Source organism: Pseudomonas sp. UFMG81 (assembly GCF_015354575.1).
GTDB lineage: Bacteria > Pseudomonadota > Gammaproteobacteria > Pseudomonadales > Pseudomonadaceae > Aquipseudomonas.
Genome location: NZ_JACAFQ010000015.1, coordinates 47,202 through 70,731, shown reverse-complemented (window position 1 = coordinate 70,731; position 23,530 = coordinate 47,202). Strand labels below are relative to the sequence as shown.

Annotated in this window: 26 protein-coding genes; 4 read left to right on the top strand and 22 right to left on the bottom strand. The window is 63.9% G+C overall.

Annotated elements, in window-relative coordinates; translation table 11 throughout:
* From IX761_RS13630 to IX761_RS13595, 8 genes are all read right to left on the bottom strand, one after another.
* Entirely contained in the window at positions 1–882 is an 882-nt protein-coding gene (locus tag IX761_RS13630; RefSeq protein WP_194790102.1) for a baseplate assembly protein, read from the bottom strand.
* Positions 879–1,205, bottom strand: coding sequence for a GPW/gp25 family protein (locus tag IX761_RS13625; RefSeq protein ID WP_194790101.1), 327 nt, complete (start codon positions 1,203–1,205; stop codon positions 879–881). Before IX761_RS13625 ends, IX761_RS13630 begins: the two co-directional genes overlap by 4 nt.
* A 95-nt stretch (positions 1,206–1,300) precedes the next feature.
* Positions 1,301–1,645 carry a hypothetical protein gene (locus tag IX761_RS13620; RefSeq protein ID WP_194790100.1) on the bottom strand — a complete coding sequence of 115 codons (345 nt, stop codon included), beginning with the start codon at positions 1,643–1,645 and terminating at the stop codon, positions 1,301–1,303.
* A 6-nt stretch (positions 1,646–1,651) separates the two neighbouring features.
* Positions 1,652–1,840: a Com family DNA-binding transcriptional regulator gene (locus tag IX761_RS13615; protein WP_194790099.1), complete on the bottom strand. Its 189-nt coding sequence runs from the start codon at positions 1,838–1,840 to the stop codon at positions 1,652–1,654.
* 32 nt (positions 1,841–1,872) lie between these two features.
* Entirely contained in the window at positions 1,873–2,433 is a 561-nt protein-coding gene (locus IX761_RS13610; protein WP_194790098.1) for a phage baseplate assembly protein V, read from the bottom strand.
* On the bottom strand, positions 2,430–2,927 hold the full coding sequence (locus IX761_RS13605) for a hypothetical protein (protein ID WP_194790097.1): 498 nt from the start codon (positions 2,925–2,927) through the stop codon (positions 2,430–2,432). The genes IX761_RS13610 and IX761_RS13605 overlap by 4 nt, the downstream gene beginning before the upstream one ends.
* 11 nt (positions 2,928–2,938) lie before the next feature.
* Positions 2,939–3,277 (bottom strand): phage holin family protein, encoded by a 339-nt coding sequence (locus tag IX761_RS13600; protein WP_194790096.1) that lies wholly within the window; start codon positions 3,275–3,277, stop codon positions 2,939–2,941.
* 468 nt (positions 3,278–3,745) lie between these two features.
* Positions 3,746–4,492, bottom strand: a complete 747-nt coding sequence (locus IX761_RS13595) for a LexA family transcriptional regulator (RefSeq protein ID WP_194790095.1) — start codon at positions 4,490–4,492, stop codon at positions 3,746–3,748.
* Positions 4,493–4,513: 21 nt separating this feature from the next.
* Here IX761_RS13595 and IX761_RS13590 point away from each other — a divergent pair, with 21 nt between their 5' ends.
* The 3 genes from IX761_RS13590 (at position 4,514) to fdxA (ending at position 7,950) form a co-directional block, all read left to right on the top strand.
* The gene (locus tag IX761_RS13590; protein WP_194790215.1) at positions 4,514–4,810 is read left to right on the top strand and encodes a hypothetical protein; all 297 of its coding nucleotides are present in this window, start codon (positions 4,514–4,516) and stop codon (positions 4,808–4,810) included.
* Between the two features lie 103 nt (positions 4,811–4,913).
* Positions 4,914–7,487, top strand: coding sequence for a DNA mismatch repair protein MutS (gene mutS, locus IX761_RS13585; protein ID WP_194790094.1), 2,574 nt, complete (start codon positions 4,914–4,916; stop codon positions 7,485–7,487).
* 139 nt (positions 7,488–7,626) lie between these two features.
* Positions 7,627–7,950 carry a ferredoxin FdxA gene (gene fdxA / locus IX761_RS13580; protein WP_051097441.1) on the top strand — a complete coding sequence of 108 codons (324 nt, stop codon included), beginning with the start codon at positions 7,627–7,629 and terminating at the stop codon, positions 7,948–7,950.
* Between the two features lie 518 nt (positions 7,951–8,468).
* On the opposite strand, the gene rpoS is transcribed toward fdxA, so the two are convergent.
* The 8 genes from rpoS to IX761_RS13540 all read right to left on the bottom strand — a co-directional run bounded on the left by rpoS (position 8,469) and on the right by IX761_RS13540 (position 15,679).
* Positions 8,469–9,476 (bottom strand): RNA polymerase sigma factor RpoS, encoded by a 1,008-nt coding sequence (rpoS, locus tag IX761_RS13575; protein WP_011535249.1) that lies wholly within the window; start codon positions 9,474–9,476, stop codon positions 8,469–8,471.
* Between the two features lie 105 nt (positions 9,477–9,581).
* Complete coding sequence (locus IX761_RS13570) at positions 9,582–10,436, bottom strand: peptidoglycan DD-metalloendopeptidase family protein (protein WP_194790093.1); 855 nt, start codon at positions 10,434–10,436, stop codon at positions 9,582–9,584.
* Between the two features lie 177 nt (positions 10,437–10,613).
* On the bottom strand, positions 10,614–11,252 hold the full coding sequence (locus IX761_RS13565) for a protein-L-isoaspartate(D-aspartate) O-methyltransferase (RefSeq protein WP_194790210.1): 639 nt from the start codon (positions 11,250–11,252) through the stop codon (positions 10,614–10,616).
* 38 nt (positions 11,253–11,290) lie between these two features.
* Positions 11,291–12,040: a 5'/3'-nucleotidase SurE gene (gene surE, locus IX761_RS13560; protein WP_194790092.1), complete on the bottom strand. Its 750-nt coding sequence runs from the start codon at positions 12,038–12,040 to the stop codon at positions 11,291–11,293.
* Positions 12,028–13,086 carry a tRNA pseudouridine(13) synthase TruD gene (gene truD, locus IX761_RS13555; protein ID WP_194790091.1) on the bottom strand — a complete coding sequence of 353 codons (1,059 nt, stop codon included), beginning with the start codon at positions 13,084–13,086 and terminating at the stop codon, positions 12,028–12,030. The genes surE and truD overlap by 13 nt, the downstream gene beginning before the upstream one ends.
* Positions 13,083–13,556, bottom strand: a complete 474-nt coding sequence (ispF, locus tag IX761_RS13550; protein ID WP_194790090.1) for a 2-C-methyl-D-erythritol 2,4-cyclodiphosphate synthase — start codon at positions 13,554–13,556, stop codon at positions 13,083–13,085. Before ispF ends, truD begins: the two co-directional genes overlap by 4 nt.
* A 152-nt stretch (positions 13,557–13,708) precedes the next feature.
* A complete protein-coding gene (fghA, locus tag IX761_RS13545) occupies positions 13,709–14,557 on the bottom strand; it encodes an S-formylglutathione hydrolase (RefSeq protein ID WP_194790089.1) in 849 nt (282 codons plus the stop codon).
* 9 nt (positions 14,558–14,566) lie between these two features.
* Positions 14,567–15,679 (bottom strand): S-(hydroxymethyl)glutathione dehydrogenase/class III alcohol dehydrogenase, encoded by a 1,113-nt coding sequence (locus IX761_RS13540; RefSeq protein ID WP_194790088.1) that lies wholly within the window; start codon positions 15,677–15,679, stop codon positions 14,567–14,569.
* A gap of 109 nt (positions 15,680–15,788) precedes the next feature.
* Between IX761_RS13540 and IX761_RS13535 the strand changes: the two genes are divergently transcribed.
* A complete protein-coding gene (locus tag IX761_RS13535) occupies positions 15,789–16,685 on the top strand; it encodes a LysR substrate-binding domain-containing protein (protein WP_194790087.1) in 897 nt (298 codons plus the stop codon).
* Positions 16,686–16,817: 132 nt separating this feature from the next.
* Here IX761_RS13535 and ispD read toward each other — a convergent pair whose 3' ends face one another.
* The 6 genes from ispD to tilS all read right to left on the bottom strand — a co-directional run bounded on the left by ispD (position 16,818) and on the right by tilS (position 23,434).
* Entirely contained in the window at positions 16,818–17,525 is a 708-nt protein-coding gene (gene ispD / locus IX761_RS13530; protein ID WP_194790086.1) for a 2-C-methyl-D-erythritol 4-phosphate cytidylyltransferase, read from the bottom strand.
* The gene (gene ftsB / locus IX761_RS13525; RefSeq protein ID WP_110992403.1) at positions 17,522–17,803 is read right to left on the bottom strand and encodes a cell division protein FtsB; all 282 of its coding nucleotides are present in this window, start codon (positions 17,801–17,803) and stop codon (positions 17,522–17,524) included. Before ftsB ends, ispD begins: the two co-directional genes overlap by 4 nt.
* A 156-nt stretch (positions 17,804–17,959) precedes the next feature.
* Positions 17,960–19,249: a phosphopyruvate hydratase gene (gene eno, locus IX761_RS13520; protein ID WP_194790085.1), complete on the bottom strand. Its 1,290-nt coding sequence runs from the start codon at positions 19,247–19,249 to the stop codon at positions 17,960–17,962.
* Between the two features lie 154 nt (positions 19,250–19,403).
* Positions 19,404–20,249, bottom strand: coding sequence for a 3-deoxy-8-phosphooctulonate synthase (gene kdsA / locus IX761_RS13515; RefSeq protein ID WP_194790084.1), 846 nt, complete (start codon positions 20,247–20,249; stop codon positions 19,404–19,406).
* Positions 20,250–20,252: 3 nt separating this feature from the next.
* Positions 20,253–21,881, bottom strand: coding sequence for a CTP synthase (locus IX761_RS13510; RefSeq protein ID WP_194790083.1), 1,629 nt, complete (start codon positions 21,879–21,881; stop codon positions 20,253–20,255).
* A gap of 269 nt (positions 21,882–22,150) precedes the next feature.
* On the bottom strand, positions 22,151–23,434 hold the full coding sequence (tilS, locus tag IX761_RS13505; RefSeq protein ID WP_194790082.1) for a tRNA lysidine(34) synthetase TilS: 1,284 nt from the start codon (positions 23,432–23,434) through the stop codon (positions 22,151–22,153).
* Positions 23,435–23,530 lie beyond the last annotated feature (96 nt).

Here is a 23,530-nt window from a genome sequence, read left to right as displayed (position 1 = left end):
TCAGCCTCCGCGCTTGAGGTCGAAGCCGCTGCACCAGGCCGCCTGCGCCTTGGTTGGCCGCAGGTCGCTCCAGCCGGTCAGCTCGACGCGGCTGACGCCATCGATATGCAGCAGGGCATCGATGGCCGAGCGGGCCACTTCCACGCCCAGGCGTCGCCGGGGGTTGATGGCGGCCTGCACGCGGCGCTGGCACTCGGCGAGGATCGCCTCGTACTCCGGGCCATTGCCGGCCATGTGCAGCACGGCGTCGATGCGGTACGGCAGGATCTCGGCGCTGCGCACCGCGACCCGGTCGGCGACCGGGCGGATGTCGTCGTCGTTGAGGTAGGCCGATACCTCGGCCAGTAGCTCGGGGCTGGCGCTGCCATCACCGTCCAGACTAAGCACGGTGATGTCCACGACCGCCGGCGACGGGCTTTCGGCGGTGGCATCGGCCACGCGGCCGGAGGCGTTGCGGGCATGCAGGATGTAGCTGTTGCGCGGGCCGGCAGTGGTCAGGCCCTCGTAGACCAACTGCACCCGCTCGCGCAGGGCGTCGTCGGACTCGAGCAACGCTTCGACCGGCGGCACCGCGCTCGGGTCGGCAGCCTGGATCAGCAGGCGTTGCAGGTTGACGTTGGCGGCCAGCTGCTCCAGGTCGCTGCCCTGGGCGTAGGCCAGCAGCAGCGCCTTGGCCGCATCGTTGATGCGTGCCCGGTTGAGCAGCTTGCGGTAGGCCCCCACCTCCAGCAGCTTGGTCACCGGGTCGCTTTCCAGGTTGGCGGTCCAGCCATCGCCAAGGCGACTTTTGAACGCCTCCAGGTCGTCCTGGTACAGCACCTCGAAATCGAGGTCTTCGAGCAGCTGCGGCGCCGGCAGTTTCGACAGGTCGACCTGGCTCATACGGTCACCTCCACCAGGGCGTCGTCACCCAGGTAGCGGCCGCTCAGGGCCAGACTGACCTGGCCGTCGAGCACCGCCACCACCCGCACCCGCTCCAATTGCAGGCGTGGCTCCCAGCGCCCGAGGGCACGGGCGACCTCGGCCTGCACCGCGCTTTTCCAGCCGTCGTTGACTGGCAGGTCGACGTAGCGTCGTAGCTGGCTGCCGTATTCCGGGCGCATGCGTCGGCTGCCCAGCGGGGTGGTGAGAATGTCTTCGATGGATTGGCGCAGGTGGGCGATGCCGCTCAGCGGCTGGCCGGTGCGGCGGTCCAGGCCGATCATCGGCTACCTCCCTGGGCGCGCACGCCCTTGTCGTGAATGGGCATGACGTTCTCCTAATCTGTGCGCTGGCGAGTGCAAGCACTCGCCAGGCGGGCTCAGGCCACGAAGTCCCAGGTCAGCGCGATGGCTGCACCCGAGGCGTTCGCGGCGGCCCACAAACCATGGCCGGCGGGAATGAACAGCGGGTAGGCGAGCTGGTACTGCATGTTGGTGGTACCGGCAACGCCACCGAAGATGCCAGCGGCGACCGGGTCACCGATGCGGCTTGGCGCGACCTTGCCGCTGTAGAGGTTCAAGGTGCCGCCCGCCGTGACCAGCGTGGCAGTGCGCAGGTAGACACCATCGGTGTTCTGCGCCGGGTCGACGACCTGGGCGACGCTGTTGGGGAAGGTGGTGGGATAAACAGTGATGAAGTGCTTGCCTACTTTTACGGCTTCCATGTTGGGTTACCTGCGAAGTTGAATGATGGGTGCGCACAACGGCGCGTTCATGTCGCTCGCAGGCGATCGTTCAGGGCTCGAGGCCTTGGCATGATTCAAGGTGCCGCAACGCGGGCACTTGATCTGCAGTTCGGTGAAACCGCCCGTACGGGCGAGCAGTCGCGCGCAGTGGCCGCAACGCAGGTCATTGAGCATGTGTATGCCTCCCTGGCATCGGCTGGGCGGGGTCAGTGCTTGTGGTTGGCGGTGTTGCCGGCGGTGTCGATGATGCGCCCGCCGCCGTTGATGTCGCCGCTGACGACCAGCGGGCCGTTGATGGCGACGTTGCCGGTGAGGGTGATGGACGCGGCATCGAGGGTGATGGCGCTGTCGCTGACCAGCAGCGTGCTGGCGCCCACTTTCACGCTGGCGTTGCCGCTGGGCAGCTGGATGTCGTAGCGCTTGGCCTGCCAGTCGTAGGTCAGCGTGCCGCCGTCCTCGAAGCGCCAGACCTCTACATGGTCGCGGTTATCCGGCGGGCTGCCGGCATTGCCATACAGCCCGGGTACGAAGGTGCCCTGGGCCGGGTCGCCGCTGGGGCTGACCAGCACGCCCTGCTCGCCCAGGCTCGGCGCCCGCCAATGGCGAGCCTTGCCGGCGGCCTGGGCATGCCAGCGCAGCCAGGCGCTGGTCCAGTCGCCGCCATCGGATACCCGCACCCGCGCCGCGGCCAGGTCCACCGCCACCACCTGGCAGGGGATGACCAGGCTGGCGAGCATGCGGTCGTGCATAGCACTGGCGTGGCTCATGCCAGGTCCTCCGGCGCATGGTACAGGGCCTCGTTGCCGGCGCCGGTGTCAGGGGCGAAGCCCAGCATCAGGCTGCCCGGCGGTTGGTCCGGCCATTGCCACTGCACCTCGCCCAGCAGCACCGGCTGGTCCCAGCGCACCGTCCAGCCGGCACCTTCGAACTGTGCCTGGACGTTACGGCTCGCTTCGACGAAGTCCAGGCCCCACAGCTGCTGGCGCAGCAGGTCCATCAACTGCCCGGCGAGCACGCAGCCCTGCAGGCGCGCCTCGGGGTTGGCGTTGTCGGGGGTGATGTCCGCCTCGAAGGTGGCAATCAGCACCGAGCGCCCATCCCGTGGGGCGGCATCGGCGACCATGCGCACGATGCCGTGACGCAGGGCGGGCAGTGGCGAGGCGTTGCCTGCAACAGCATGGGCATCGACTGACGCAAGTTCCGGTATCGCCTCACGAATGGTGGCGGTCAGCGCCGCATGCAAAGTGGCCAGTTCGCTCATCCGGGATCCTCCTAGTGTTCATCGGCCCGAGGTGCTTCACGCAACCCCAGGCGCTTGATCGCCCAACGCTCGTAGAGGCCGATGGCCACGTCGGCCCCGGCCATGGCGGTGAGGCAGCCAAAGGCGCTGGCGCTCCAGATCGACATGCCCGTGGCATACAGCAGCATGACCGTCGAAACACCACACACCATGCAGGCCCCGGAGCGCAGCGCCAGCCGCCTGAGCAGCCCCCAGCCCCTGGCGCCGGCCTTGTCCGCCCGCCACATCTCGCCGGAAAGACCGCCCAGCAATGCCAGGACGATCACCAGCCAGAGCGGCATCTCCAGCAACGTCTGTTGCTCGTTCGTCACTGTCCTGTACTCCTTGTGTAATGCCCGCCGACGACATGCCGGCGGGCGGGATGTTGTTGCCTTCGGCATTCCAAAAAGCCCGGGCTCCCAGGCTTTTCAGTAATGCGTTGGCGAACCGCCGGCCACGACTGGTGACGCCGCACGGTTCCGCTTCAAATTGGTGACTCCGACCGCGGCCGCCTGCCCGCCGGATAACTGATCGTGGTGCTTTACGCTGCACACCCGGGCCAGTTGCCAACCCTCTGAACAGTCGAGGCCTGTTCATCGCTGCCTGTGTAACAACCGGTTGCTGTCCGGCTTGAGACACAGGTTATGCATTGATGCATATGCAGTCAATGCATTTTGCAAAACTTTTATGCATTGGATTTTGCTGAAATGCATGGAGGCTTTGTCGCGTAAGGGGTGTAGGGCTTTTCTGTAGGCGAAAAAAAACCCGCCGGGGCGGGTTTTCGTTGTGCGGGGTGTGCCTCAGCGGGCGTACATACCCCACCAGAAGACGTGGCCGAGCAGGCTGATCTGCTCCTCCTGCATCTGCTGGAAGCTGTAGTCCTCGTCGGGGTGCTCGTCGCGGTTGAAGCTGCGCAGGCGAATGCCGGTGGGCAGCCGGTAGACTTGCTTGACCCGCAGCTGGCCATGGTGGTTGATGGCGTAGAGATCGCCATCGATGATGTCGCCGATCGAGCACTTGGCGGTGTTGACCCCGACCGTGGCACCGTCGCGCAGTACCGGCAGCATGCTGTTGCCACGCACCGTCACGCACTTGGCATGGTCGAACTGCACGCCGTTATGGCGCAGGCTGCGCTTGCCGAAGCGCAAGCGCGCATGCTCGCTCTCTTCGATGACGAATCTTCCTGATCCTGCTGCCAATTCGACCTCACGAAGAAAAGGAACGGAAACCTCGTCGTCCTCGACGGGGGTCTCGTCGTCCCACAGGCTGATGTCGCTCAACGCCGCATGGCCTTCGGTGAGCGGCGCCGCTTCACGAGAGTCGCCCAGCTCGACGCGGCCGCGCAACTGGTCGGTGCTCACGCCGAAGTACTCGGCGATCTTCGACACATGCTTGTCGGACGGGTCGACGATCTTCTCGCTGAGGATGCGCGACAAGGTGGATTGCGGAACGCCCGTGCGCCGATGCAGCTCTGTCGGGGACAGGCCGTGGCGGTCGAGCAGTGCTCTGAGTGTGGAAGCTACGTTGCGTTTTTGCATAGCGTGCATAATGCAGCCACGCCAGACGGAATGCAATCACTGCGTACAACGGCTTGCCCTACCTTGTCTGCCGCGGTGGTGGCCGGTATCGTCACGCCGTGCTCCATCTATTGCAGGGATTCGAACACCGACATGGACCTCTCCCTTCGGCGCCAATGGCCACGGCAACTGCTTGCCTGGTTTGTGTTGCTTCTGATGCTGATATTCAACATTCAGCAATTGCCTTCCTTTGAACGCCCCCGCCGAGTGTTCACCCGGGGCTTCGTGATGTTCTGCGTTTTCGTGGTGGTGTTCGAACTGCTGCTGCTCAACCACTATTACGGGTGATGCGCAGATTTGCCCCACCCTTCGCCCCTGCATCGGGTGGAAAAAGCCTGTACCATTACGCGTTTCGAAACATGCCACCAGACCACCCGCTGTAAGGCCCTGAATGTCTGATCTCTCCGCACACACCCCGATGATGCAGCAGTACTGGAAGCTCAAGCACCAGCACCCAGACCAGCTGATGTTCTACCGCATGGGCGACTTCTACGAAATCTTCTACGAGGATGCGAAGAAAGCCGCGAAACTGCTGGATATCACCCTGACCGCCCGCGGGCAGTCGGCGGGCCAGTCGATCCCCATGTGCGGGATTCCGTTCCATTCGCTGGAAGGCTATCTGGCCAAGCTGGTCAAGCTCGGCGAGTCGGTGGTGATCTGCGAGCAGATCGGTGACCCGGCCACCAGCAAGGGCCCGGTGGAGCGCCAGGTGGTGCGGATCATCACCCCGGGCACCATCAGCGACGAGGCCCTGCTCGACGAGCGCCGCGACAACCTGATCGCCGCCCTGCTGGGTGACGAGCGGCTGTTCGGCCTGGCGGTGCTGGACATCACCAGCGGCAACTTCAGCGTGCAGGAGATCAAGGGCTGGGAAAACCTGCTGGCGGAGCTCGAGCGGATCAACCCGGTGGAACTGCTGATCCCCGACGACTGGCCACAGGGCCTGCCGGCCGAGAAGCGCCCAGGCGCCCGCCGCCGTGCGCCGTGGGACTTCGACCGTGAGTCGGCGCGCAAGAGCCTGTGCCAACAGTTCGCCACCAAAGACCTCAAGGGCTTCGGTTGCGACAAGCTGACCCTGGCCATCGGCGCCGCCGGCTGCCTGCTGACCTACGCCAAGGAAACCCAGCGCACCGCCCTGCCCCACCTGCGCAGCCTGCGCCATGAGCGCATGGACGACACCGTCATCCTCGACGGTGCCAGCCGCCGCAACCTGGAGCTGGACATCAACCTGGCGGGTGGGCGCGACAACACCTTGCAATCGGTAATCGACCGTTGCCAGACCGCCATGGCCAGCCGCCTGCTGAGCCGCTGGCTGAACCGCCCGTTGCGCGACCTGAAAGTGCTCAAGGCGCGCCAGGACTCGATCCGCTGCCTGCTCGACGGCTACCGCTTTGAAAAGCTGCAACCGCAGCTCAAAGAGATCGGCGATATCGAGCGGATTCTCGCCCGTATCGGCCTGCGCAATGCCCGCCCCCGCGACCTGGCACGCCTGCGCGACGCCCTGGGTGCCCTGCCCGAGCTGCAGAACGCCATGGCCGAGCTGGAGGCACCGCACCTGGCGCGCCTGGCCGCGATCACCGGCACCTACCCGGAACTGTCTGGCCTGCTGGAGCGGGCAATCATCGACACACCGCCCGCGGTCATCCGCGACGGCGGCGTGCTCAAGACCGGTTACGACAGCGAACTGGACGAACTGCTGGCCATGAGCGAGAACGCCGGCCAGTTCCTCATCGACCTGGAAGCCCGCGAGAAGGCCCGCACCGGCCTGGCCAACCTCAAGGTCGGCTACAACCGTGTCCATGGCTATTTCATCGAGCTGCCGACCAAGCAGGCCGAGCAGGCGCCAGGCGACTATATCCGCCGCCAGACCCTCAAGGGCGCCGAACGCTTCATCACCCCTGAGCTCAAGGCCTTCGAGGACAAGGCGCTGTCAGCTAAAAGCCGCGCCCTGGCCCGGGAAAAGATGCTCTACGACGCCCTGCTCGAAACCCTCATCGGCCACTTGGCGCCGTTGCAGGACAGCGCCGCGGCCCTGGCCGAGCTGGACGTGCTGAGCAACCTCGCCGAGCGCGCGCTCAACCTTGACCTGAACTGCCCAAGCTTCGTCGACGAACCCTGCCTGCGCATCGAGCAGGGCCGCCACCCAGTGGTCGAGCAGGTGCTGACCACGCCGTTCGTGGCCAACGACCTGGGGCTCGACAACAGCACGCGCATGTTGATCATCACCGGCCCGAACATGGGCGGTAAGTCCACCTACATGCGCCAGACCGCACTGATCGTGCTGATGGCCCATATCGGCAGCTTCGTCCCGGCCGCCCGTTGCGAACTGTCGCCGGTCGACCGCATCTTCACCCGCATCGGCTCCAGCGACGACCTGGCCGGCGGGCGCTCGACCTTCATGGTCGAGATGAGCGAGACCGCCAACATCCTGCACAACGCCACCGACCGCAGCCTGGTGCTGATGGACGAAGTGGGCCGTGGTACCAGCACCTTCGACGGCCTGTCGCTGGCCTGGGCCGCCGCCGAGCGCCTGGCCCAGCTGCGCGCCTACACGCTGTTCGCCACCCACTACTTCGAGCTGACCGTACTGCCGGAGAGCGAACCGCTGGTGGCCAACGTGCACCTGAACGCCACCGAGCACAACGAGCGCATCGTGTTCCTGCACCATGTGCTGCCGGGCCCGGCCAGCCAGAGCTACGGCCTGGCCGTGGCGCAGCTGGCCGGTGTGCCAGGAGCGGTAATCCAGCGCGCCCGCGAGCACCTGGGCCGCCTGGAAACCAGCAGCCTGCCCCATGAAGCGCCGATTGCCAGCAAGAGCAAGGGCGAGCCAGGCGTGCCGCACCAAAGCGACCTGTTCGCCAGCCTGCCGCACCCAGCCATCGAGAAGCTGGGCAAGCTGGACCTGGACGACATGACGCCGCGCCAAGCTATCGAAATGCTATATCAACTAAAGAACCTGTTATAACGGCCACCCGCGCAAGCTGGTAGAATCCGGCGCGGTTCGCGAGCGCTGCAGGTTATTAGCCTGGCCTGCTGCCACCACCGTGAACCGCGCTGCCCTGGAAGGAAGGGCAAGCTGCCGTCGCCTGAGGAGAGAATTAGAAATGACCTTCGTCGTCACCGACAACTGCATCAAATGCAAGTACACCGACTGCGTGGAAGTCTGTCCGGTGGACTGCTTCTACGAAGGCCCGAACTTCCTGGTGATTCACCCGGACGAGTGCATCGATTGCGCACTGTGCGAGCCTGAATGCCCGGCCCAGGCCATCTTCTCGGAAGACGAGATCCCTGCCGGCATGGAAAACTTCATCGAGCTCAATGCCGAACTCGCAGAAATCTGGCCGAACATCACCGAGCGCAAGGATGCCCTGCCTGACGCTGAAGAGTGGGATGGCAAGACCGGCAAGATCGCTGACCTGGAGCGCTGAGCACAGGTGTGAAAAAGGCCCGTAACGGGCCTTTTTTCGTTTTCGCAGGCAAAAAAAAAGGGGCGGTATGAACCGCCCACATTTTTTTCCGTAGTCCCTGTATATCCCACTCATCGTCCTGATGAATCGCGTCTTGCGATGTCCTTGGCCTTCATCCTGAAAGCCTGTGTCAGTCCGTCGACACAGTTCGAATACTAGCGATTTCGAGACCGCATACAAGCGGTGAATCTCTCCGATCGTTTCAGATGAAACTTTTACAAATAAAAATAAACCCTTATTTTTCATGACTTTAGAAAAAGTATGTCATTGAAAACGACTTTGATTTACCGATCCCTACAGCAATCGCTTACACAACGCGTAAGCGATTGCTTACATGCAATGGCACTAGGGTAGATAAGTAAATGTTCAGCAACGTGGCGCTTTCGTAGGAGCCGGCTTGCCGGCGAACAGGCCATTCCCAAATCCCAAAAACGCAAACGCCCCGAACAAGTCGGGGCGTCTCGACAGCTACGTCAGTACTACTGGAACAGCGACTCGCTGGACAGGCCGTTCTTCTCGAGGATCTCGCGCAGCCGCTTGAGGCCCTCGACCTGGATCTGCCGCACCCGCTCGCGGGTCAGGCCAATTTCCAGCCCCACATCCTCCAGCGTGCTGCTTTCGTGCCCGCGCAGGCCGAACCGACGCACCACCACCTCACGTTGCTTGTCGGTCAATTCGCCCAGCCACTGGTCGATGCTCTGTGACAGGTCATCGTCCTGCAGCAACTCGCAGGGGTCGGTCGGGCGATCGTCGGTGAGCGTGTCGAGCAGCGTCTTGTCCGAGTCCGGGCCCAGCGAGACATCCACCGAAGAGACCCGCTCGTTAAGGCCGAGCATGCGCTTGACCTCGGCCACGGGTTTCTCCAGCAGGCTGGCGATTTCTTCCGGGGACGGTTCATGGTCGAGCTTTTGCGTCAGCTCCCGCGCGGCGCGCAGGTAGACGTTGAGCTCCTTGACCACATGGATCGGCAGGCGAATGGTGCGGGTCTGGTTCATGATCGCCCGCTCGATGGTCTGGCGAATCCACCAGGTCGCGTAGGTCGAGAAACGGAAACCGCGTTCAGGGTCGAACTTCTCCACCGCACGAATCAGGCCCAGGTTGCCTTCCTCGATCAGGTCGAGCAGCGACAGGCCACGATTGACGTAACGGCGGGCAATCTTGACCACCAGGCGCAGGTTACTTTCGATCATGCGCTTGCGCCCGGCAGGGTCGCCCTTTTGCGACAGGCGCGCGAAATGCACTTCCTCTTCCGGCGAGAGCAGCGGCGAGAAGCCAATTTCGTTGAGATACAGCTGCGTGGCATCAAGCGCCCGACTATAGTCGATGTACTTGTGCTGCTTGAGCGATGCGCCCTGTTTCGACTTGGTCCGAACCGAAGGTACAGCAGGTTCGTCTGACACCACATCCGTTTCCAAAACGATGCCTGTCTCCATCAAGAGCAGGTCGTCGTCGATGTCAAACTCCGGCACTTCTTTACTGAGAGCCATTGTTATAGTCCTTTGCTGAGTTCGAACTCAGACTCGAGCGTCACCTTTCCGTGGCAGCGCTGGAGCCTGTCCCCTCTACATCCAAGGAACAGGCTGGGACAACGGTCAACGGCGTGGGAGGAACTGGAGAGGATCGACGGGTTTGCCCTGGCGGCGAATCTCGAAATGCAGCTTCACCCGATCAGTGCCCGTGGACCCCATCTCTGCGATCGTCTGCCCTGCCTTGACCTGCTGCCCCTCCCGAACCAAAAGCCTGCGGTTGTGACCGTAGGCACTGACGTAGGTATCGCTGTGCTTGATGATGACCAGCTCGCCGTAACCCCTCAAGCCACTGCCGGCGTAAACCACCGCACCATCAGACGCAGCAAAAACAGGCTGTCCCAAATCACCGGCGATATCAATGCCTTTATTCAAACTGCCGTTTGAAGCAAATTTTCCAATCAGCACACCGTTCGCCGGCCACGTCCAACCGCCTACGGCGCGCTCTGCGGCGGGCACCGTGGCAACCGTTTGCGTGGAGGGCGTAGGCGCCGGAGTGGCCGATTTGCCATTGTTGGCAGCTGGCGTGGTGGGGTTGACTGGACGGCGAATCACGGTGGTCCTGCTCGACGAAGACGGACCACTGACCACGGTGGTGGTGCCCCCGGCGGCACTGCTGAAACGGATGGGCTGGCCGGGACGGATGGTATAGGGCGCGGCAATGTTGTTGCGCGCCGCCAGCTCCTTGTAGTCCCAACCGTAGCGGAAGGCGATGGAGAACAGCGTGTCACCGGGCTTGACGATGTATTGCCCAGAAGTAACGGCCGGGCGCTTGGGCGCCGCGTTATTGCGGTCGACCACGCGGGCACCGCTGGAGCCTGTGCTCGAGCAGCCGGCCAACAGGGTGCCCATGGCCAGCGCAATCGCCAGAAGCTTCAAACCCGATCGATCCTTGCGCTGCCGCATGCCTGTGTGACCCACCCGCGCTCCCCTCATGGTGCAAAAAGATGACGATACCAAATGCAATATTGTTGCAATTATAACCGAGCCGCCTCGCTTGAGGTGGCCCGTGAGCGCGGCTAACGCCTGCACCACGCCAGATAGACAGGGCACGGGGGCAGTAATTCGTCGCTGACGCAAATATTCCTGGTGCGTCGCTCAGGCCAGGGGGCCATTGAGCAGCGGTACGAAGCGCACCGCGCCCAGCACGCGCCGAGAAAAACCATGCTCTTCACGCACGATCAGCATCAGTTGCTGCACCTCGCCCGCCGGCCCGACCGGAATGACCATGCGCCCACCCGGTGCCAGTTGGTCAAGCAAGGCCTGCGGTACTTCCGGCGCCACCGCGGTGACGATGATGCCGTTGTACGGCGCCAGCGCCGGCCAGCCTTCGCAACCATCGCCCCAGCGGAACACCACGTTGCGCAGGTTGAGCTCGACCAGGCGCTCCTTGGCGCGGTCCTGCAGGACCTTGATGCGCTCCACCGAGAACACCCGCTCGACCAGTTGCGCCAGGATCGCGGTCTGGTAGCCAGACCCGGTACCGATTTCAAGCACCTTGTCCAGCGGCCCCGCCTCCAGCAGCAACTCGCTCATGTGCGCGACCATGAACGGCTGCGAGATGGTCTGGTTATGGCCGATCGGCAGCGCGGTATCTTCGTAGGCGCGATGCGCCAGGGCTTCATCGACGAACAGGTGGCGAGGGGTGCGACGAATGGTATCGAGCACCTTGGGGTTCGAGACGCCCTCCTCGCACAAACGCTGGATCAGCCGCTCACGGGTACGCTGCGAGGTCATGCCGATACCACGCCGTTGCAGATCGTCCTGTTCGCGCATCAGAGCACACCCTCTAGCCAGCCCTCGAAGCGCTCGAAGGCATCGTTGAAGGTGCGGTCCAGTTGCAAGGGGGTGATCGATACGTAGCCTTGCATGACGGCATGGAAGTCGGTGCCAGGCCCGCCGTCTTCGGCGTCGCCGGCCACGGCGATCCAGTAGCCTTCCTTGCCACGCGGATTGACCACTTTGGTCGGCGCCGCCGCCCGTGCCCGATGCCCCAGGCGCGTCAGCTGGATACCACGGATGTGCTCCAGCGGCAGGTTGGGGATATTGATATTCAGCACCGTGCGCGGCGGCAGTTCCAGGCGCGCCTGCGCCTCGACCAGGCGACGGGCGATATGGGCGGCGGCCGGCAGATTGTCGGGCTGGCGCGAAAGCAGCGAGAAGGCCAGTGAAGTACCGCCCAGGAAACGCCCCTCCAGCGCGGCGGCGACCGTGCCGGAATACAGCACGTCGTCACCCAGGTTGGCGCCCAGGTTGATGCCGGACACCACCATGTCGGGGGTATGCGGCAGCAGCCCGTTGAGCCCCAGGTGCACGCAGTCGGTCGGCGTGCCGTTGAGGCTGATGAAGCCGTTGGCCAGGGTTTGCGGGTGCAGCGGCCGGTCGAGGGTCAGTGAGCTGCTGGCGCCGCTCTTGTCTTGATCCGGGGCAATCACCGCGCACTCGGCGTAGTCCGCCAGCGCAGCGTGCAGCGCGGCGAGGCCGGGTGCGGTAACACCGTCGTCATTCGAAATCAGAATACGCATGGGCTGTCCGTCTGCCCTGCCGGCACCAGATCGACGAGTTCGCGCACCACCACGGTGGCGAAGCATCCGGCCGGAAGGACGAATTCCAGTTGCAGGATATCAGGCTCGGGATAATGCCACGTCAGCCGCCCAATAGGGAGCCGCAGTATGCGCCGTTCGTGATCCATGCCCGCGCGCGCCAACCACTGGCACAGCGCTGGGTGACGTTCGGCGATGGTCGACTCGACAGCCTGCGTGGCACCGCTGCTGGGCGCTTCGCCTTCGCCCCACATCGGGCCGGTGGGGTGCAGGTCGAGAATCGCCAGCCGTGGGTCGCTGCATTCGGCCTCGCCGGCCGGGAAGAAGCTGCGGCTGTCGGTGAAGGCCAGCAGGTCACCCACCTGGGCGCGCTGCCAGCTGCCGTCGGCCACCCGTGCGGCGAGCACCTGGTTGAACAGGTAACTGCGCGCGGCGGAGAGCAGCCGCGAACGGACGTTGCGTTGTTCCGGCAGGGCCTGGCGCGCGGCCCACTCCTGGGCATCGTGGACGTTGCCGCCGGCATGGCCGAAGCGCTGGCCACCGAAGTAATTGGGCACACCGTGCTGCTTGAGCTGCTCGAGGCGTTCATCAAGGGCTTGGTGGTCAGCGGTCAGACCCGTCAGGCGCAAGGTGAAACCGTTGGCCGAATGGGCGCCGCGTTGCAGCTTGCGCGAGTGGCGCACCTGCTTGAGCACGCGCAGGGTGTCGTCCTCTGCGCGGGACAGGTCCGGGTCGGCCTTGCCTGGCAAGTGCAGGCTGAACCATTGACGGGTCAAGGCCTGGCGGTCCTTGAGGCCGGCATAGCTGATCGAACGCACGGGCACGCCAGCGGCGCGGGCCAGGCGGCGGGCGGCCTCTTCGGTGTTGAGGTCGCGCTTCTCGACCCACAGCCACAGGTGCTCGCCCTGGCCGGACAGCGGGATATCCAGCACTTCATCGACCTGGAAGTCTTCGGCTACCGCCTTGAGCACCGCGGTGCCCAGTGCATCACCCGAGGCGCGCGGCCCCAGCAGTTCCAGTTCGGTCATACGGGTAGCAGCAGGGCAACCGCGTGCACGGCGATGCCCTCCTCACGGCCGGTGAAGCCCAGCTTCTCTTCGGTGGTGGCCTTGACGTTGACCTGGTCGAGCTCGACCTGCAGGTCTTCGGCGATGTACTGGCGCATGGTTTCGATGTGTGGGGCCATCTTCGGTGCCTGGGCGACGATGGTGGCGTCGACGTTGCCCACTTTCCAGCCTTTGTCGCGGACCACAACGACCACATGACGCAGCAGCACGCGGCTGTCGGCGCCCTTGAACTGCGGGTCGGTGTCGGGGAAGTGCTTGCCGATATCGCCCAACGCCGCGGCACCCAGCAGGGCATCGCTCAGGGCGTGCAGCAGCACATCGCCGTCGGAATGGGCCAGCAGGCCGTATTTGTGGGGGATACGCACCCCGCCCAGGGTAATGAAATCACCGTCGCAGAAACGGTGGACATCGTAGCCATGGCCAATACGCATAGAAAAACGCCCTGATTGAGTCAGGGCGTGATTCTACCTGCTTTTGAGGTGTTGGGGCTGCTTCGCAGCCCATCGCCGGCAAGCCGGCTCCCACAAGGACCGCATTGTGGGAGCCGGCTTGCCGGCGATCAGGCCGACCTCGCGACTACGGCCTACACCCTCCCCAATGCCACCGCATGATGGCGCAGGTGCTCATCGATGAAGCTGGCGATGAAGTAGTAGCTGTGGTCATAGCCCGGCTGCAAGCGCAGGGTCAGCCGGTGGCCGCCCTTGCGCGCGGCCTGCTCCAGCGCCTGCGGCTTGAGCTGCTTTTCCAGGAAGTCGTCACGATCGCCCTGGTCCACCAGCAACGGCGGACATTCGCTAGCCTCGGCCAGCAACACACTGGCATCCCACTCGCGCCAGCGCGCCCGGTCTTCACCGAGATATCGAGAGAACGCCTTCTCACCCCACGGGCAATCCATCGGGTTGCTGATGGGGGAGAACGCCGACACCGAACGGTAACGCCCCGGATTGCGCAGCGCGCACACCAGCGCGCCATGCCCGCCCATGGAGTGACCGCTGATGCTGCGCTGGTCGGAGGCCGGGAAGTGCGCCTCGATCAACGCCGGCAGCTCGTCCACCACGTAGTCGTGCATGCGGTAGTGCTGGGCCCAGGGCTGCTGGGTGGCGTTGAGGTAGAAGCCGGCACCCAGGCCAAAATCCCACGCGCCATCCGGGTCACCCGGCACCCCTTCACCGCGCGGGCTGGTGTCGGGGGCGACGATGATCAGCCCGAGTTCCGCGGCCAGACGCTGGGCGCCGGCCTTCTGCATGAAGTTCTCGTCGGTGCAGGTCAGGCCGCTGAGCCAGTACAGCACCGGCAGCTTTTCGCCTTGCTCGGCCTGGGGTGGCAAGTACACGGCGAACACCATGTCGCAGCCAAGCACCTTGGAGGTGTGCCGGTAGCGCTTGTGCCAGCCGCCGAAGCTTTTCTGGCAGGAGATGTTTTCCAGCGTCATGGCAAGGCCTCAGAAGTGGATAACGCTGCGGATGCTCTTGCCTTCGTGCATCAGGTCGAAGGCCTTGTTGATGTCTTCCAGGCCCATGGTATGGGTGATGAAGGTGTCCAGCGGGATCTCGCCTTTCTCGGCCATGTCGACGTAGCTTGGCAGTTCGCTGCGCCCGCGCACGCCACCAAAGGCCGAACCGCGCCAGACGCGGCCGGTGACCAGCTGGAATGGGCGGGTGGCAATTTCCTGGCCGGCACCGGCCACACCGATGATCACCGACTCACCCCAACCCTTGTGGCAGCACTCCAGCGCCGCGCGCATCAGTTGGACGTTGCCGATGCACTCGAAGGAGAAGTCCACGCCGCCGTCGGTGAGGTCGACAATCACCTCCTGAATCGGGCGGTCGTAGTCTTTCGGGTTGATGCAGTCAGTGGCGCCCAACTGGCGGGCGATCTCGAACTTGGCTGGGTTGATGTCGATGGCGATGATGCGCGAGGCCTTGGCCTTCACTGCACCGATCACCGCCGACAAACCAATGCCGCCCAGGCCGAAGATGGCCACGGTGTCACCCGCCTTGACCTTGGCGGTATTGAGCACCGCACCGATACCGGTGGTCACGCCGCAACCCAGCAGGCAGACCTTTTCCAGCGGCGCCTCCTTCTGGATCTTGGCCACGGAGATTTCCGGCAGCACGGTGTATTCCGAGAAGGTCGAGGTGCCCATGTAGTGGAACAGCTGCTGGCCCTTGTAGCTGAAGCGGGTGGTGCCGTCGGGCATCAGGCCCTTGCCCTGGGTGGCGCGGATCGCCTGGCACAGGTTGGTCTTGCCGGAGCGGCAGAACTTGCACTGGCCGCACTCCGGGGTGTACAGCGGGATCACATGGTCGCCGACCGCCACCGAAGTCACGCCCTCACCCACGGCTTCGACGATCGCCCCACCCTCGTGACCCAGGATCGACGGGAAGATGCCTTCCGGGTCGGCGCCGGACAGGGTGTAGGCGTCGGTGTGGCAAACCCCCGAAGCGACCACCCGCAGCAGCACTTCGCCGGCCTTGGGCATGGCCACGTCGACTTCGACGATTTCCAGGGGTTTCTTGGCCTCGAAGGCTACGGCAGCACGGGACTTGATCATCAAAGGTCTCCAGACAGGGTGTGGAATTTCAGTCTTGCAGTGTAATTCACCGCTTTTTTATGAATAATCCAGCAGATCACAAAACATTATTGCCATGCAGGGATAATCAATGAGCAGTCGCTGGGAAGGCATCGACGAATTCGTCGCCGTTGCCGAGTCAGGCCAGTTCACGGCGGCTGCAGAGCGCCTGGGGGTGTCCTCGTCGCATATCAGCCGCCAGATCGCCCGCCTCGAAGAGCGCTTGCAGACCCGCCTGCTCTATCGCAGCACGCGGCGGGTCACGCTGAGCGAGGCGGGCCAGACCTTCCTGCAACATTGCCAGCGCCTGCAAGACGGCCGTGAAGAGGCCCTGCGCGCCATGGGCGACCTGGCCAGTGAACCGAAGGGTTTGCTGCGCATGACCTGTGCCGTGGCTTATGGCGAACGTTTCATCGTGCCGTTGGTGACGCGGTTCATGGGCCTGTACCCGCAACTGCGGGTCGACGTTGAGTTGAGCAACCGCACCCTGGACCTGTTGCATGAGGGCATGGACCTGGCCATCCGCCTGGGGCGCCTGCAAGATTCGCGGCTGGTGGCCACGCGCCTGGCGCCGCGGCGCATGTACCTGTGCGCATCGCCCGCCTACCTGGAGCGCTATGGACGGCCCCATAGCCTGTCGGAGCTGGCGCGGCATAACTGCCTGATCGGTAGCTCCGACTTGTGGGCGCTGCAGCAGGATGGGCGGGAGTTCAGCCAGCGGGTGCAAGGTAACTGGCGCTGCAACAGCGGGCAGGCGGTTCTGGATGCGGCGTTGCAGGGGATGGGGTTGTGCCAGCTGCCGGACTATTACGTGCTGGAGCATCTGCACAACGGGGCGCTGGTGTCGCTGCTCGAAGGGCACCAGCCGCCCAATACGGCGGTGTGGGCGCTGTATCCGCAGCAGCGGCATCTGTCGCCGAAGGTGCGGCGGTTGGTGGACTACCTCAAGGAAGGGTTGGCGCAGTTGCCGGAATATCGGCAGGGCTGAATGACGTGTGCTGGGTTTACCGGCCTCTTCGCGGGCAAGCCCGCTCCCACAGGGACCCCACAGATTTCAAAACAAGTGGAGATCCTGTGGGATCGGGCTTGCCCGCGAAAGGGCCATTGCTGCACTGAAGCTTCAGCGTCGAGCGGCCCAACGCTGGCGCAACCACTCCAAATCTTCCGGCCGAGTCACCTTGATATTGTCGCTGCGCCCTTCAACCAGGCGCGGGGCATACCCGGCCCATTCGACCGCAGACGACTCGTCGGTAACCGCCACATCGGACACCAGGCACTCGGCCAGCGCCCCGTGCAGCATCCCAAGGCGGAACATCTGCGGGGTGTAGGCCTGCCAGACGGTGCTGCGATCGACCGTCGCCGCTACCCTCCCCTCGCCGTCGGCACGCTTGAGCGTGTCCCGAGCAGGGACGGCCAGCAAGCCACCGACCGGGTCGTCAGCCAGGGTTGACAGCAACTTGTCCAGATCGCTACGCGCCAGGTTCGGCCGCGCCGCATCGTGCACCAACACCCAGTCGTCATCGCTCGCCCCTTGGGCGTGCAGCAGCAACAACGCATTGAGCACCGAATCGGCCCGCTCGCGGCCACCGGCCGCACGCTGGATGCGCCCATCGCTGGCGCAACGCAGGCCGGGCCAGTACGGGTCATCATCGGCAATGCTGACCACCACGCCCTTGAGCGCGGGGTGGCCAAGAAAACAGTCGAGGCTATGCTCGAGGATGGTCTGCCCGCCCAGTTGCAGGTACTGCTTGGGGCGGTCGGCAGCCATGCGGGCACCAACGCCCGCAGCAGGAATCACGGCCCAGAAGGCCGGCAATACATGAGTCATTTTTGCGGCAGCTGGTAGAGGGTTTCGCCTTCCTTGACCATCCCCAGTTCATGACGAGCCCGTTCTTCCACGGTCTCCATACCTTTCTTCAACTCCAGTACCTCAGCATCGAGCACGCGATTGCGCTCCAGCAGCCGTTCGTTCTCGGCGTGCTGTTCGTCAATCTGCTGCTTGAGCTCGGTCACTTGCGCCAGGCTGCCATTACCGACCCAAAGGCGATATTGCAGGCCGCCGAGCAGCAGGAGCAGGACGAGGAACAACCAATAGGGACTGCGCATGAAGATTTCCAGGTATTAAGGCCGCCGCAGCGAGCTTCCGATAGCACGAAGCCTGGCCGAGGCCAGGCTTCGTCGACAGAAACCCGTGGGAGACGCCTGAAAGTTCAGTACGAACGTTCAGGCTGCCCCGGCTGCTGCCTTTTTACCATCTCTTGCTCAGCCGCGAAACTCGGCACGGCCGCGGTAAACGGCCTTGGCGCCCAGTTGCTCTTCGATGCGCAGCAGCTGGTTGTACTTGCTGACGCGGTCGGAACGGCACAGCGAGCCGGTCTTGATCTGGCCGGCAGCGGTACCCACGGCCAGGTCGGCGATGGTCGAGTCTTCGGTTTCACCGGAACGGTGCGAGATCACCGCGGTGTAGCCGGCAGCCTTGGCCATCTGGATGGCTTCCAGGGTTTCGGTCAGCGAGCCGATCTGGTTGAACTTGATCAGGATCGAGTTACCGATGCCCTTCTCGATGCCTTCCTTGAGGATCTTGGTGTTGGTGACGAACAGGTCGTCGCCCACCAGCTGGACGTTCTTGCCGATCTTGTCGGTGAGGATCTTCCAGCCAGCCCAGTCAGACTCGTCCAGGCCGTCTTCGATCGAGATGATCGGGAAGCGCTCGGTCAGGCCTTTGAGGTACTCGGCGAAACCTTCGGCGTCGAACGACTTGCCTTCACCAGACAGGTTGTACTTGCCGTCTTCGTAGAATTCCGAGGCAGCGCAGTCCAGGGCCAGGGTCACGTCGGTGCCCAGCTTGTAGCCGGCCTTCTCGACGGCTTCGGCGATGGCGGCCAGAGCGTCTTCGTTGGAAGCCAGGTTCGGGGCGAAGCCACCTTCGTCACCAACGGCGGTGTTCAGGCCACGGGCCTTCAGCACGGCCTTGAGGTGGTGGAAGATCTCGGTGCCCATGCGCAGGCCGTCGGAGAAGGTCTTGGCGCCAACCGGCTGAACCATGAACTCCTGGATGTCGACGTTGTTGTCGGCGTGCTCGCCGCCGTTGATGATGTTCATCATCGGAACCGGCATGGAGTACTGGCCCGGGGTGCCGTTGAGGTTGGCGATGTGCGCGTACAGCGGCAGGTCCTGGTCCTGGGCGGCGGCCTTGGCGGCAGCGAGCGAGACGGCCAGGATGGCATTGGCGCCCAGCTTGGCCTTGTTCTCGGTACCGTCCAGTTCGATCATGGCGCGGTCCAGGGCTTTCTGGTCGGATGGATCCTTGCCCAGCAGCAGGTCGCGGATCGGGCCGTTGATGTTGCCGACGGCTTTCAGCACGCCCTTGCCCAGGTAACGGCTCTTGTCGCCATCACGCAGCTCCAGCGCTTCGCGCGAGCCAGTGGAAGCACCGGACGGCGCGCAGGCGCTGCCGATGATGCCGTTGTCGAGCAGCACATCGGCTTCCACGGTAGGGTTGCCACGCGAATCGAGAACTTCACGACCTTTGATGTCGACGATCTTTGCCATTGTTGTAAGCACTCCAGAATTGACGAAACTAACGCAACTTTTGGGAATTCTTGCCGTTCACCAGGCGACATGGCACGGGCAGGCCTGGCGAAGGGAGCCCCTGACCGATAGGTCAGGGGTTGGAACGGGCGGTACTTTACCCGAGAAATGAGCTTTACGCGGTTTCTACCGTCGGAAAACTTTTCACCAGGTCGTCCAGTTGCTTGAGCTGGGCGAGGAACGGCTCCAGCTTGTCCAGGCGCAGGGCACAGGGGCCGTCGCACTTGGCGTTGTCTGGATCAGGATGGGCTTCGAGGAACAGCCCCGCCAAACCCTGGCTCATGCCGGCCTTGGCCAGGTCGGTAACCTGTGCACGGCGGCCACCAGCAGAGTCGGCACGGCCGCCTGGCGTCTGCAGCGAGTGGGTGACGTCGAAGAACACCGGGTACTCGAACTGCTTCATGATGCCGAAGCCGAGCATGTCCACCACCAGGTTGTTGTAGCCGAAGCTCGAACCACGCTCGCAGAGGATGAGTTGATCGTTACCGGCCTCGACGCACTTGGCGAGGATGTGCTTCATCTCGTGAGGCGCGAGGAACTGCGCCTTCTTGATGTTGATCACCGCACCGGTCTTGGCCATCGCCACCACCAGGTCGGTCTGGCGCGACAGGAAGGCCGGCAACTGGATGATGTCGCACACCTTGGCCACCGGTTCGCACTGGTAGGGTTCGTGCACATCGGTGATCACCGGCACGTTGAAGGTGCGCTTGATCTCTTCGAAGATCTTCAGGCCTTCTTCCATGCCTGGGCCGCGGTACGAGGTGACCGACGAACGGTTGGCCTTGTCGAAGCTGGCCTTGAACACGTACGGGATACCGAGCTTCTCGGTCACCCGCACGTACTCCTCGCAGACCTTCAGGGCCAGGTCACGGGACTCCAGGACGTTCATGCCGCCGAACAGGACGAACGGCTTGTCGTTGGCGATCTCGATGTTACCGACGCGAATGATCTTCTGAGTCATGGATCAGGCCTTGTTCTTCTGTGCCAGGGCTGCCTTGACGAAACCGCTGAACAGCGGGTGGCCGTCACGTGGCGTCGAGGTGAACTCCGGGTGGAACTGGCAGGCGACGAACCATGGGTGGTCCTTCGACTCGACCACTTCGACCAGCGCACCGTCTTCGGAGCGGCCGGAAACCTGCAGGCCGGCTTCAACCAGCTGTGGCAGCAGGTTGTTGTTCACTTCGTAGCGGTGGCGGTGACGCTCGGTGATCACATCCTTGCCGTAGCAGTCGTGCACCTTGGAGCCCGCTGCCAGCTGGCAGTCCTGTGCGCCCAGGCGCATGGTGCCGCCCAGGTCGGACGCTTCGGTACGGGTCTCGACCGCGCCGGTGGCGTCGGCCCACTCGGTGATCAAACCAACAACCGGGTGGCCGCTGTTGCGGTCGAATTCGGTGGAGTTGGCGTCTTTCCAGCCCATCACGTTACGGGCGAACTCGATCACGGCCACTTGCATGCCCAGGCAGATGCCCAGGTACGGGACTTTGTTCTCACGGGCGTACTGCACCGCGGTGATCTTGCCTTCCACGCCACGCAGGCCGAAACCGCCTGGTACCAGAATCGCGTCGGCGCCTTCGAGCAGGCTGGTGCCCTGGTTCTCGATGTCTTCGGAATCGATGTAACGCAGGTTGACCTTGGTGCGGTTGGTGATGCCGGCGTGGCTCATCGCTTCGATCAGCGACTTGTACGCGTCCAGCAGCTCCATGTACTTGCCGACCATGGCGATGGTCACTTCCTGCTCAGGGTTGAGCTTGGCGTCCACCACCTTGTCCCACTCGGACAGGTCGGCGCTGTTGCACTGCAGGCCGAAGCGCTCGACGACGAAGTCGTCCAGGCCTTGAGCGTGCAGCACGCCAGGGATCTTGTAGATGGTGTCGACGTCTTCCAGCGAGATCACCGCACGCTCTTCAACGTTGGTGAACAGCGCGATCTTGCGACGCGACGAAGCATCGACCGGGTGGTCGGAGCGGCAGATCAGCACATCCGGCTGCAGGCCGATGGAACGCAGCTCTTTCACCGAGTGCTGGGTCGGCTTGGTCTTGGTTTCGCCGGCGGTGGCGATGTACGGCACCAGTGTGAGGTGCATCAGCATGGCGCGCTTGGAGCCTACTTCGACGCGCAGCTGGCGGATCGCCTCGAGGAACGGCTGCGACTCGATGTCACCCACGGTGCCGCCGATCTCGACCAGCGCGACGTCGGCGTCGCCGGCACCCTTGATGATGCGGCGCTTGATTTCGTCGGTGATGTGCGGGATGACCTGGATGGTCGCGCCCAGGTAGTCGCCACGGCGCTCTTTACGCAGCACGTGCTCGTAGATGCGGCCGGTGGTGAAGTTGTTGTTCTGGGTCATCGTGGTGCGGATGAACCGCTCGTAGTGGCCCAGGTCGAGGTCGGTCTCGGCGCCGTCGTGGGTGACGAACACTTCACCGTGCTGGAACGGGCTCATGGTGCCCGGGTCGACGTTGATGTACGGGTCCAGCTTGAGCATGGTGACCTTCAGGCCCCGCGCTTCCAGGATGGCCGCCAGGGAAGCCGAGGCAATGCCTTTCCCCAATGAAGAAACAACACCGCCCGTGACGAATATGTAGCGCGTCATGAAAAACCCTAGAAGTCTGCGTTAAGGCGGCATGCGCCGCCGGAGAAAGCGAAGGAAGGCCGAAGCCCCCGATCACCTGCGTCAATCACAGTGCATCTCGAACAACTGCCGCGTCTGTACAGACCAGGGGTATCCCCGGTTTGGAGCTCGCTCGTCATTTTAAGAATCAGCCCAGCAAAAAACTGCTTGGTAATCGGCAACTGCTGTGTTTTCGAGGAACCCACAGAAGCTGTATCAAGAAGGGAGGGTAGTCTACCCGAATGTACCCTTCAGCTCAAACCTTGCACGCAGGTTGGTGGCTGCCAGTGCAGCTGGCAATCCGCCTGCCCGAGCCCATGCAGATTGGCCACCGCGACCAGCTGATCGCCGCGCCACAGCAGCGGCAGGCGCGGGCGCACGAAGTGCGGGACCTGTGCTTCGTTGAGCAGGCGTTTGAGATCGCGTCGGCCACGGCCGGGCACCTGGATAACTTCACCGCCACGGCGATAGGTAATGCGCAAGTCAGCGCCGCCCTGGCCGCCTGTCAGCCAGACACGGCCATTGCCAGGCAGGGAAAACGCCTGGCCAGGGTCGGGCCACGCCAGCCCGGCAGGCACCTTGCCTAGCCATGCCCCGCTCAACCACCAGAGGCGTCCGTGGCTGCGATGCAGTTCGCCATCGGTCAGGCGCCACACTGGGCAGGCATCGGGCGCCGCGTCACGCAGGTCGTGCCAGCCCGCCCAATGACGGCTGTCGGGCAACCGGGAGCGCTGGCTGAGCCAGTACTGCAAGGCGTTGCGCTGGCGCGCCGGCGACAGCATGGCGAGGGCCGCAAGGTCGAGGGAGTCCAGCCCGAGCCAAGGCAGCGGCGCATTGCCGCAGGCCGCTTCAAGGTCATCGGCAGCCAGTTCATCCAGCAGCCCCAGTGCCTCGCCCAGGTGTTCGGCGCTGCGCGCCAGGTTGCCTTCGGCCTGTGGCCAGCGCTCATGCAGCAGTGGGAAGACTTTGCCACGCAGGAAGTTGCGGGCGAAAGCGGTGTCGGCGTTGGACGGATCCTCGACCCACACCAGCCCATGGCTGATGGCGTAGGTGTGCAATTGCTGGCGCGACAGTTTCAGCAGCGGCCGCACCAGGCTGCCCTGCCCCAGCGCCCTGGCAACGGGCATCGCCGTCAGCCCACGCAGGCCGGCGCCGCGCAGCAGACGAAACAGCAGGGTCTCGGCCTGGTCGTCGCGGTGCTGGCCGGTGAACATTACCGCGCCTGGGGCAAGCAGCTTTTCGAACGCGGTGTAACGGGCATTGCGGGCAGTCTGCTCAAGACTGGCACCCGGGGCTGCCTGAACATGAATAACGTCGAGTTCGATGCCCAGGGCATCACAGACGGTCTTGCAGTGGGCTGGCCATGCATCGGCGGCAACTTGCAGACCATGATGCACATGGACGGCACGCAGCGGCGGCGCGGGGTAGTTGCGGGCGTAGTCGGCCAGCAGGTGCAGGAGGACGGTGGAGTCGAGGCCGCCGGAGAAGGCGATGTACCAGGCGGGGGCTGAAAGCCAGGGGGTGAGGTTGAGCATCAGGGCCTCACAGGGCTCGGGGTTGCCGGGTGCGCTATGCGCCCCTTCGCGGGCAAGCCCGCTCCCACATTGACGGCGCAACCCTCAATAGCAGCG

Bases quoted from the DNA above. Each gene is read 5' to 3' on its own strand.
- IX761_RS13630 (WP_194790102.1), bottom strand. From the start codon at position 882: ATGAGCCAGGTCGACCTGTCGAAACTGCCGGCGCCGCAGCTGCTCGAA.
- IX761_RS13625 (WP_194790101.1), bottom strand. From the start codon at position 1,205: ATGATCGGCCTGGACCGCCGCACCGGCCAGCCGCTGAGCGGCATCGCC.
- IX761_RS13620 (WP_194790100.1), bottom strand. From the start codon at position 1,645: ATGGAAGCCGTAAAAGTAGGCAAGCACTTCATCACTGTTTATCCCACC.
- IX761_RS13615 (WP_194790099.1), bottom strand. From the start codon at position 1,840: ATGCTCAATGACCTGCGTTGCGGCCACTGCGCGCGACTGCTCGCCCGT.
- IX761_RS13610 (WP_194790098.1), bottom strand. From the start codon at position 2,433: ATGAGCCACGCCAGTGCTATGCACGACCGCATGCTCGCCAGCCTGGTC.
- IX761_RS13605 (WP_194790097.1), bottom strand. From the start codon at position 2,927: ATGAGCGAACTGGCCACTTTGCATGCGGCGCTGACCGCCACCATTCGT.
- IX761_RS13595 (WP_194790095.1), bottom strand. From the start codon at position 4,492: ATGCACGCTATGCAAAAACGCAACGTAGCTTCCACACTCAGAGCACTG.
- IX761_RS13590 (WP_194790215.1), top strand. From the start codon at position 4,514: ATGCAATCACTGCGTACAACGGCTTGCCCTACCTTGTCTGCCGCGGTG.
- mutS (WP_194790094.1), top strand. From the start codon at position 4,914: ATGTCTGATCTCTCCGCACACACCCCGATGATGCAGCAGTACTGGAAG.
- fdxA (WP_051097441.1), top strand. From the start codon at position 7,627: ATGACCTTCGTCGTCACCGACAACTGCATCAAATGCAAGTACACCGAC.
- rpoS (WP_011535249.1), bottom strand. From the start codon at position 9,476: ATGGCTCTCAGTAAAGAAGTGCCGGAGTTTGACATCGACGACGACCTG.
- IX761_RS13565 (WP_194790210.1), bottom strand. From the start codon at position 11,252: ATGACCTCGCAGCGTACCCGTGAGCGGCTGATCCAGCGTTTGTGCGAG.
- surE (WP_194790092.1), bottom strand. From the start codon at position 12,040: ATGCGTATTCTGATTTCGAATGACGACGGTGTTACCGCACCCGGCCTC.
- truD (WP_194790091.1), bottom strand. From the start codon at position 13,086: ATGACCGAACTGGAACTGCTGGGGCCGCGCGCCTCGGGTGATGCACTG.
- ispF (WP_194790090.1), bottom strand. From the start codon at position 13,556: ATGCGTATTGGCCATGGCTACGATGTCCACCGTTTCTGCGACGGTGAT.
- fghA (WP_194790089.1), bottom strand. From the start codon at position 14,557: ATGACGCTGGAAAACATCTCCTGCCAGAAAAGCTTCGGCGGCTGGCAC.
- IX761_RS13540 (WP_194790088.1), bottom strand. From the start codon at position 15,679: ATGATCAAGTCCCGTGCTGCCGTAGCCTTCGAGGCCAAGAAACCCCTG.
- IX761_RS13535 (WP_194790087.1), top strand. From the start codon at position 15,789: ATGAGCAGTCGCTGGGAAGGCATCGACGAATTCGTCGCCGTTGCCGAG.
- ispD (WP_194790086.1), bottom strand. From the start codon at position 17,525: ATGACTCATGTATTGCCGGCCTTCTGGGCCGTGATTCCTGCTGCGGGC.
- ftsB (WP_110992403.1), bottom strand. From the start codon at position 17,803: ATGCGCAGTCCCTATTGGTTGTTCCTCGTCCTGCTCCTGCTGCTCGGC.
- eno (WP_194790085.1), bottom strand. From the start codon at position 19,249: ATGGCAAAGATCGTCGACATCAAAGGTCGTGAAGTTCTCGATTCGCGT.
- kdsA (WP_194790084.1), bottom strand. From the start codon at position 20,249: ATGACTCAGAAGATCATTCGCGTCGGTAACATCGAGATCGCCAACGAC.
- IX761_RS13510 (WP_194790083.1), bottom strand. From the start codon at position 21,881: ATGACGCGCTACATATTCGTCACGGGCGGTGTTGTTTCTTCATTGGGG.
- tilS (WP_194790082.1), bottom strand. From the start codon at position 23,434: ATGCTCAACCTCACCCCCTGGCTTTCAGCCCCCGCCTGGTACATCGCC.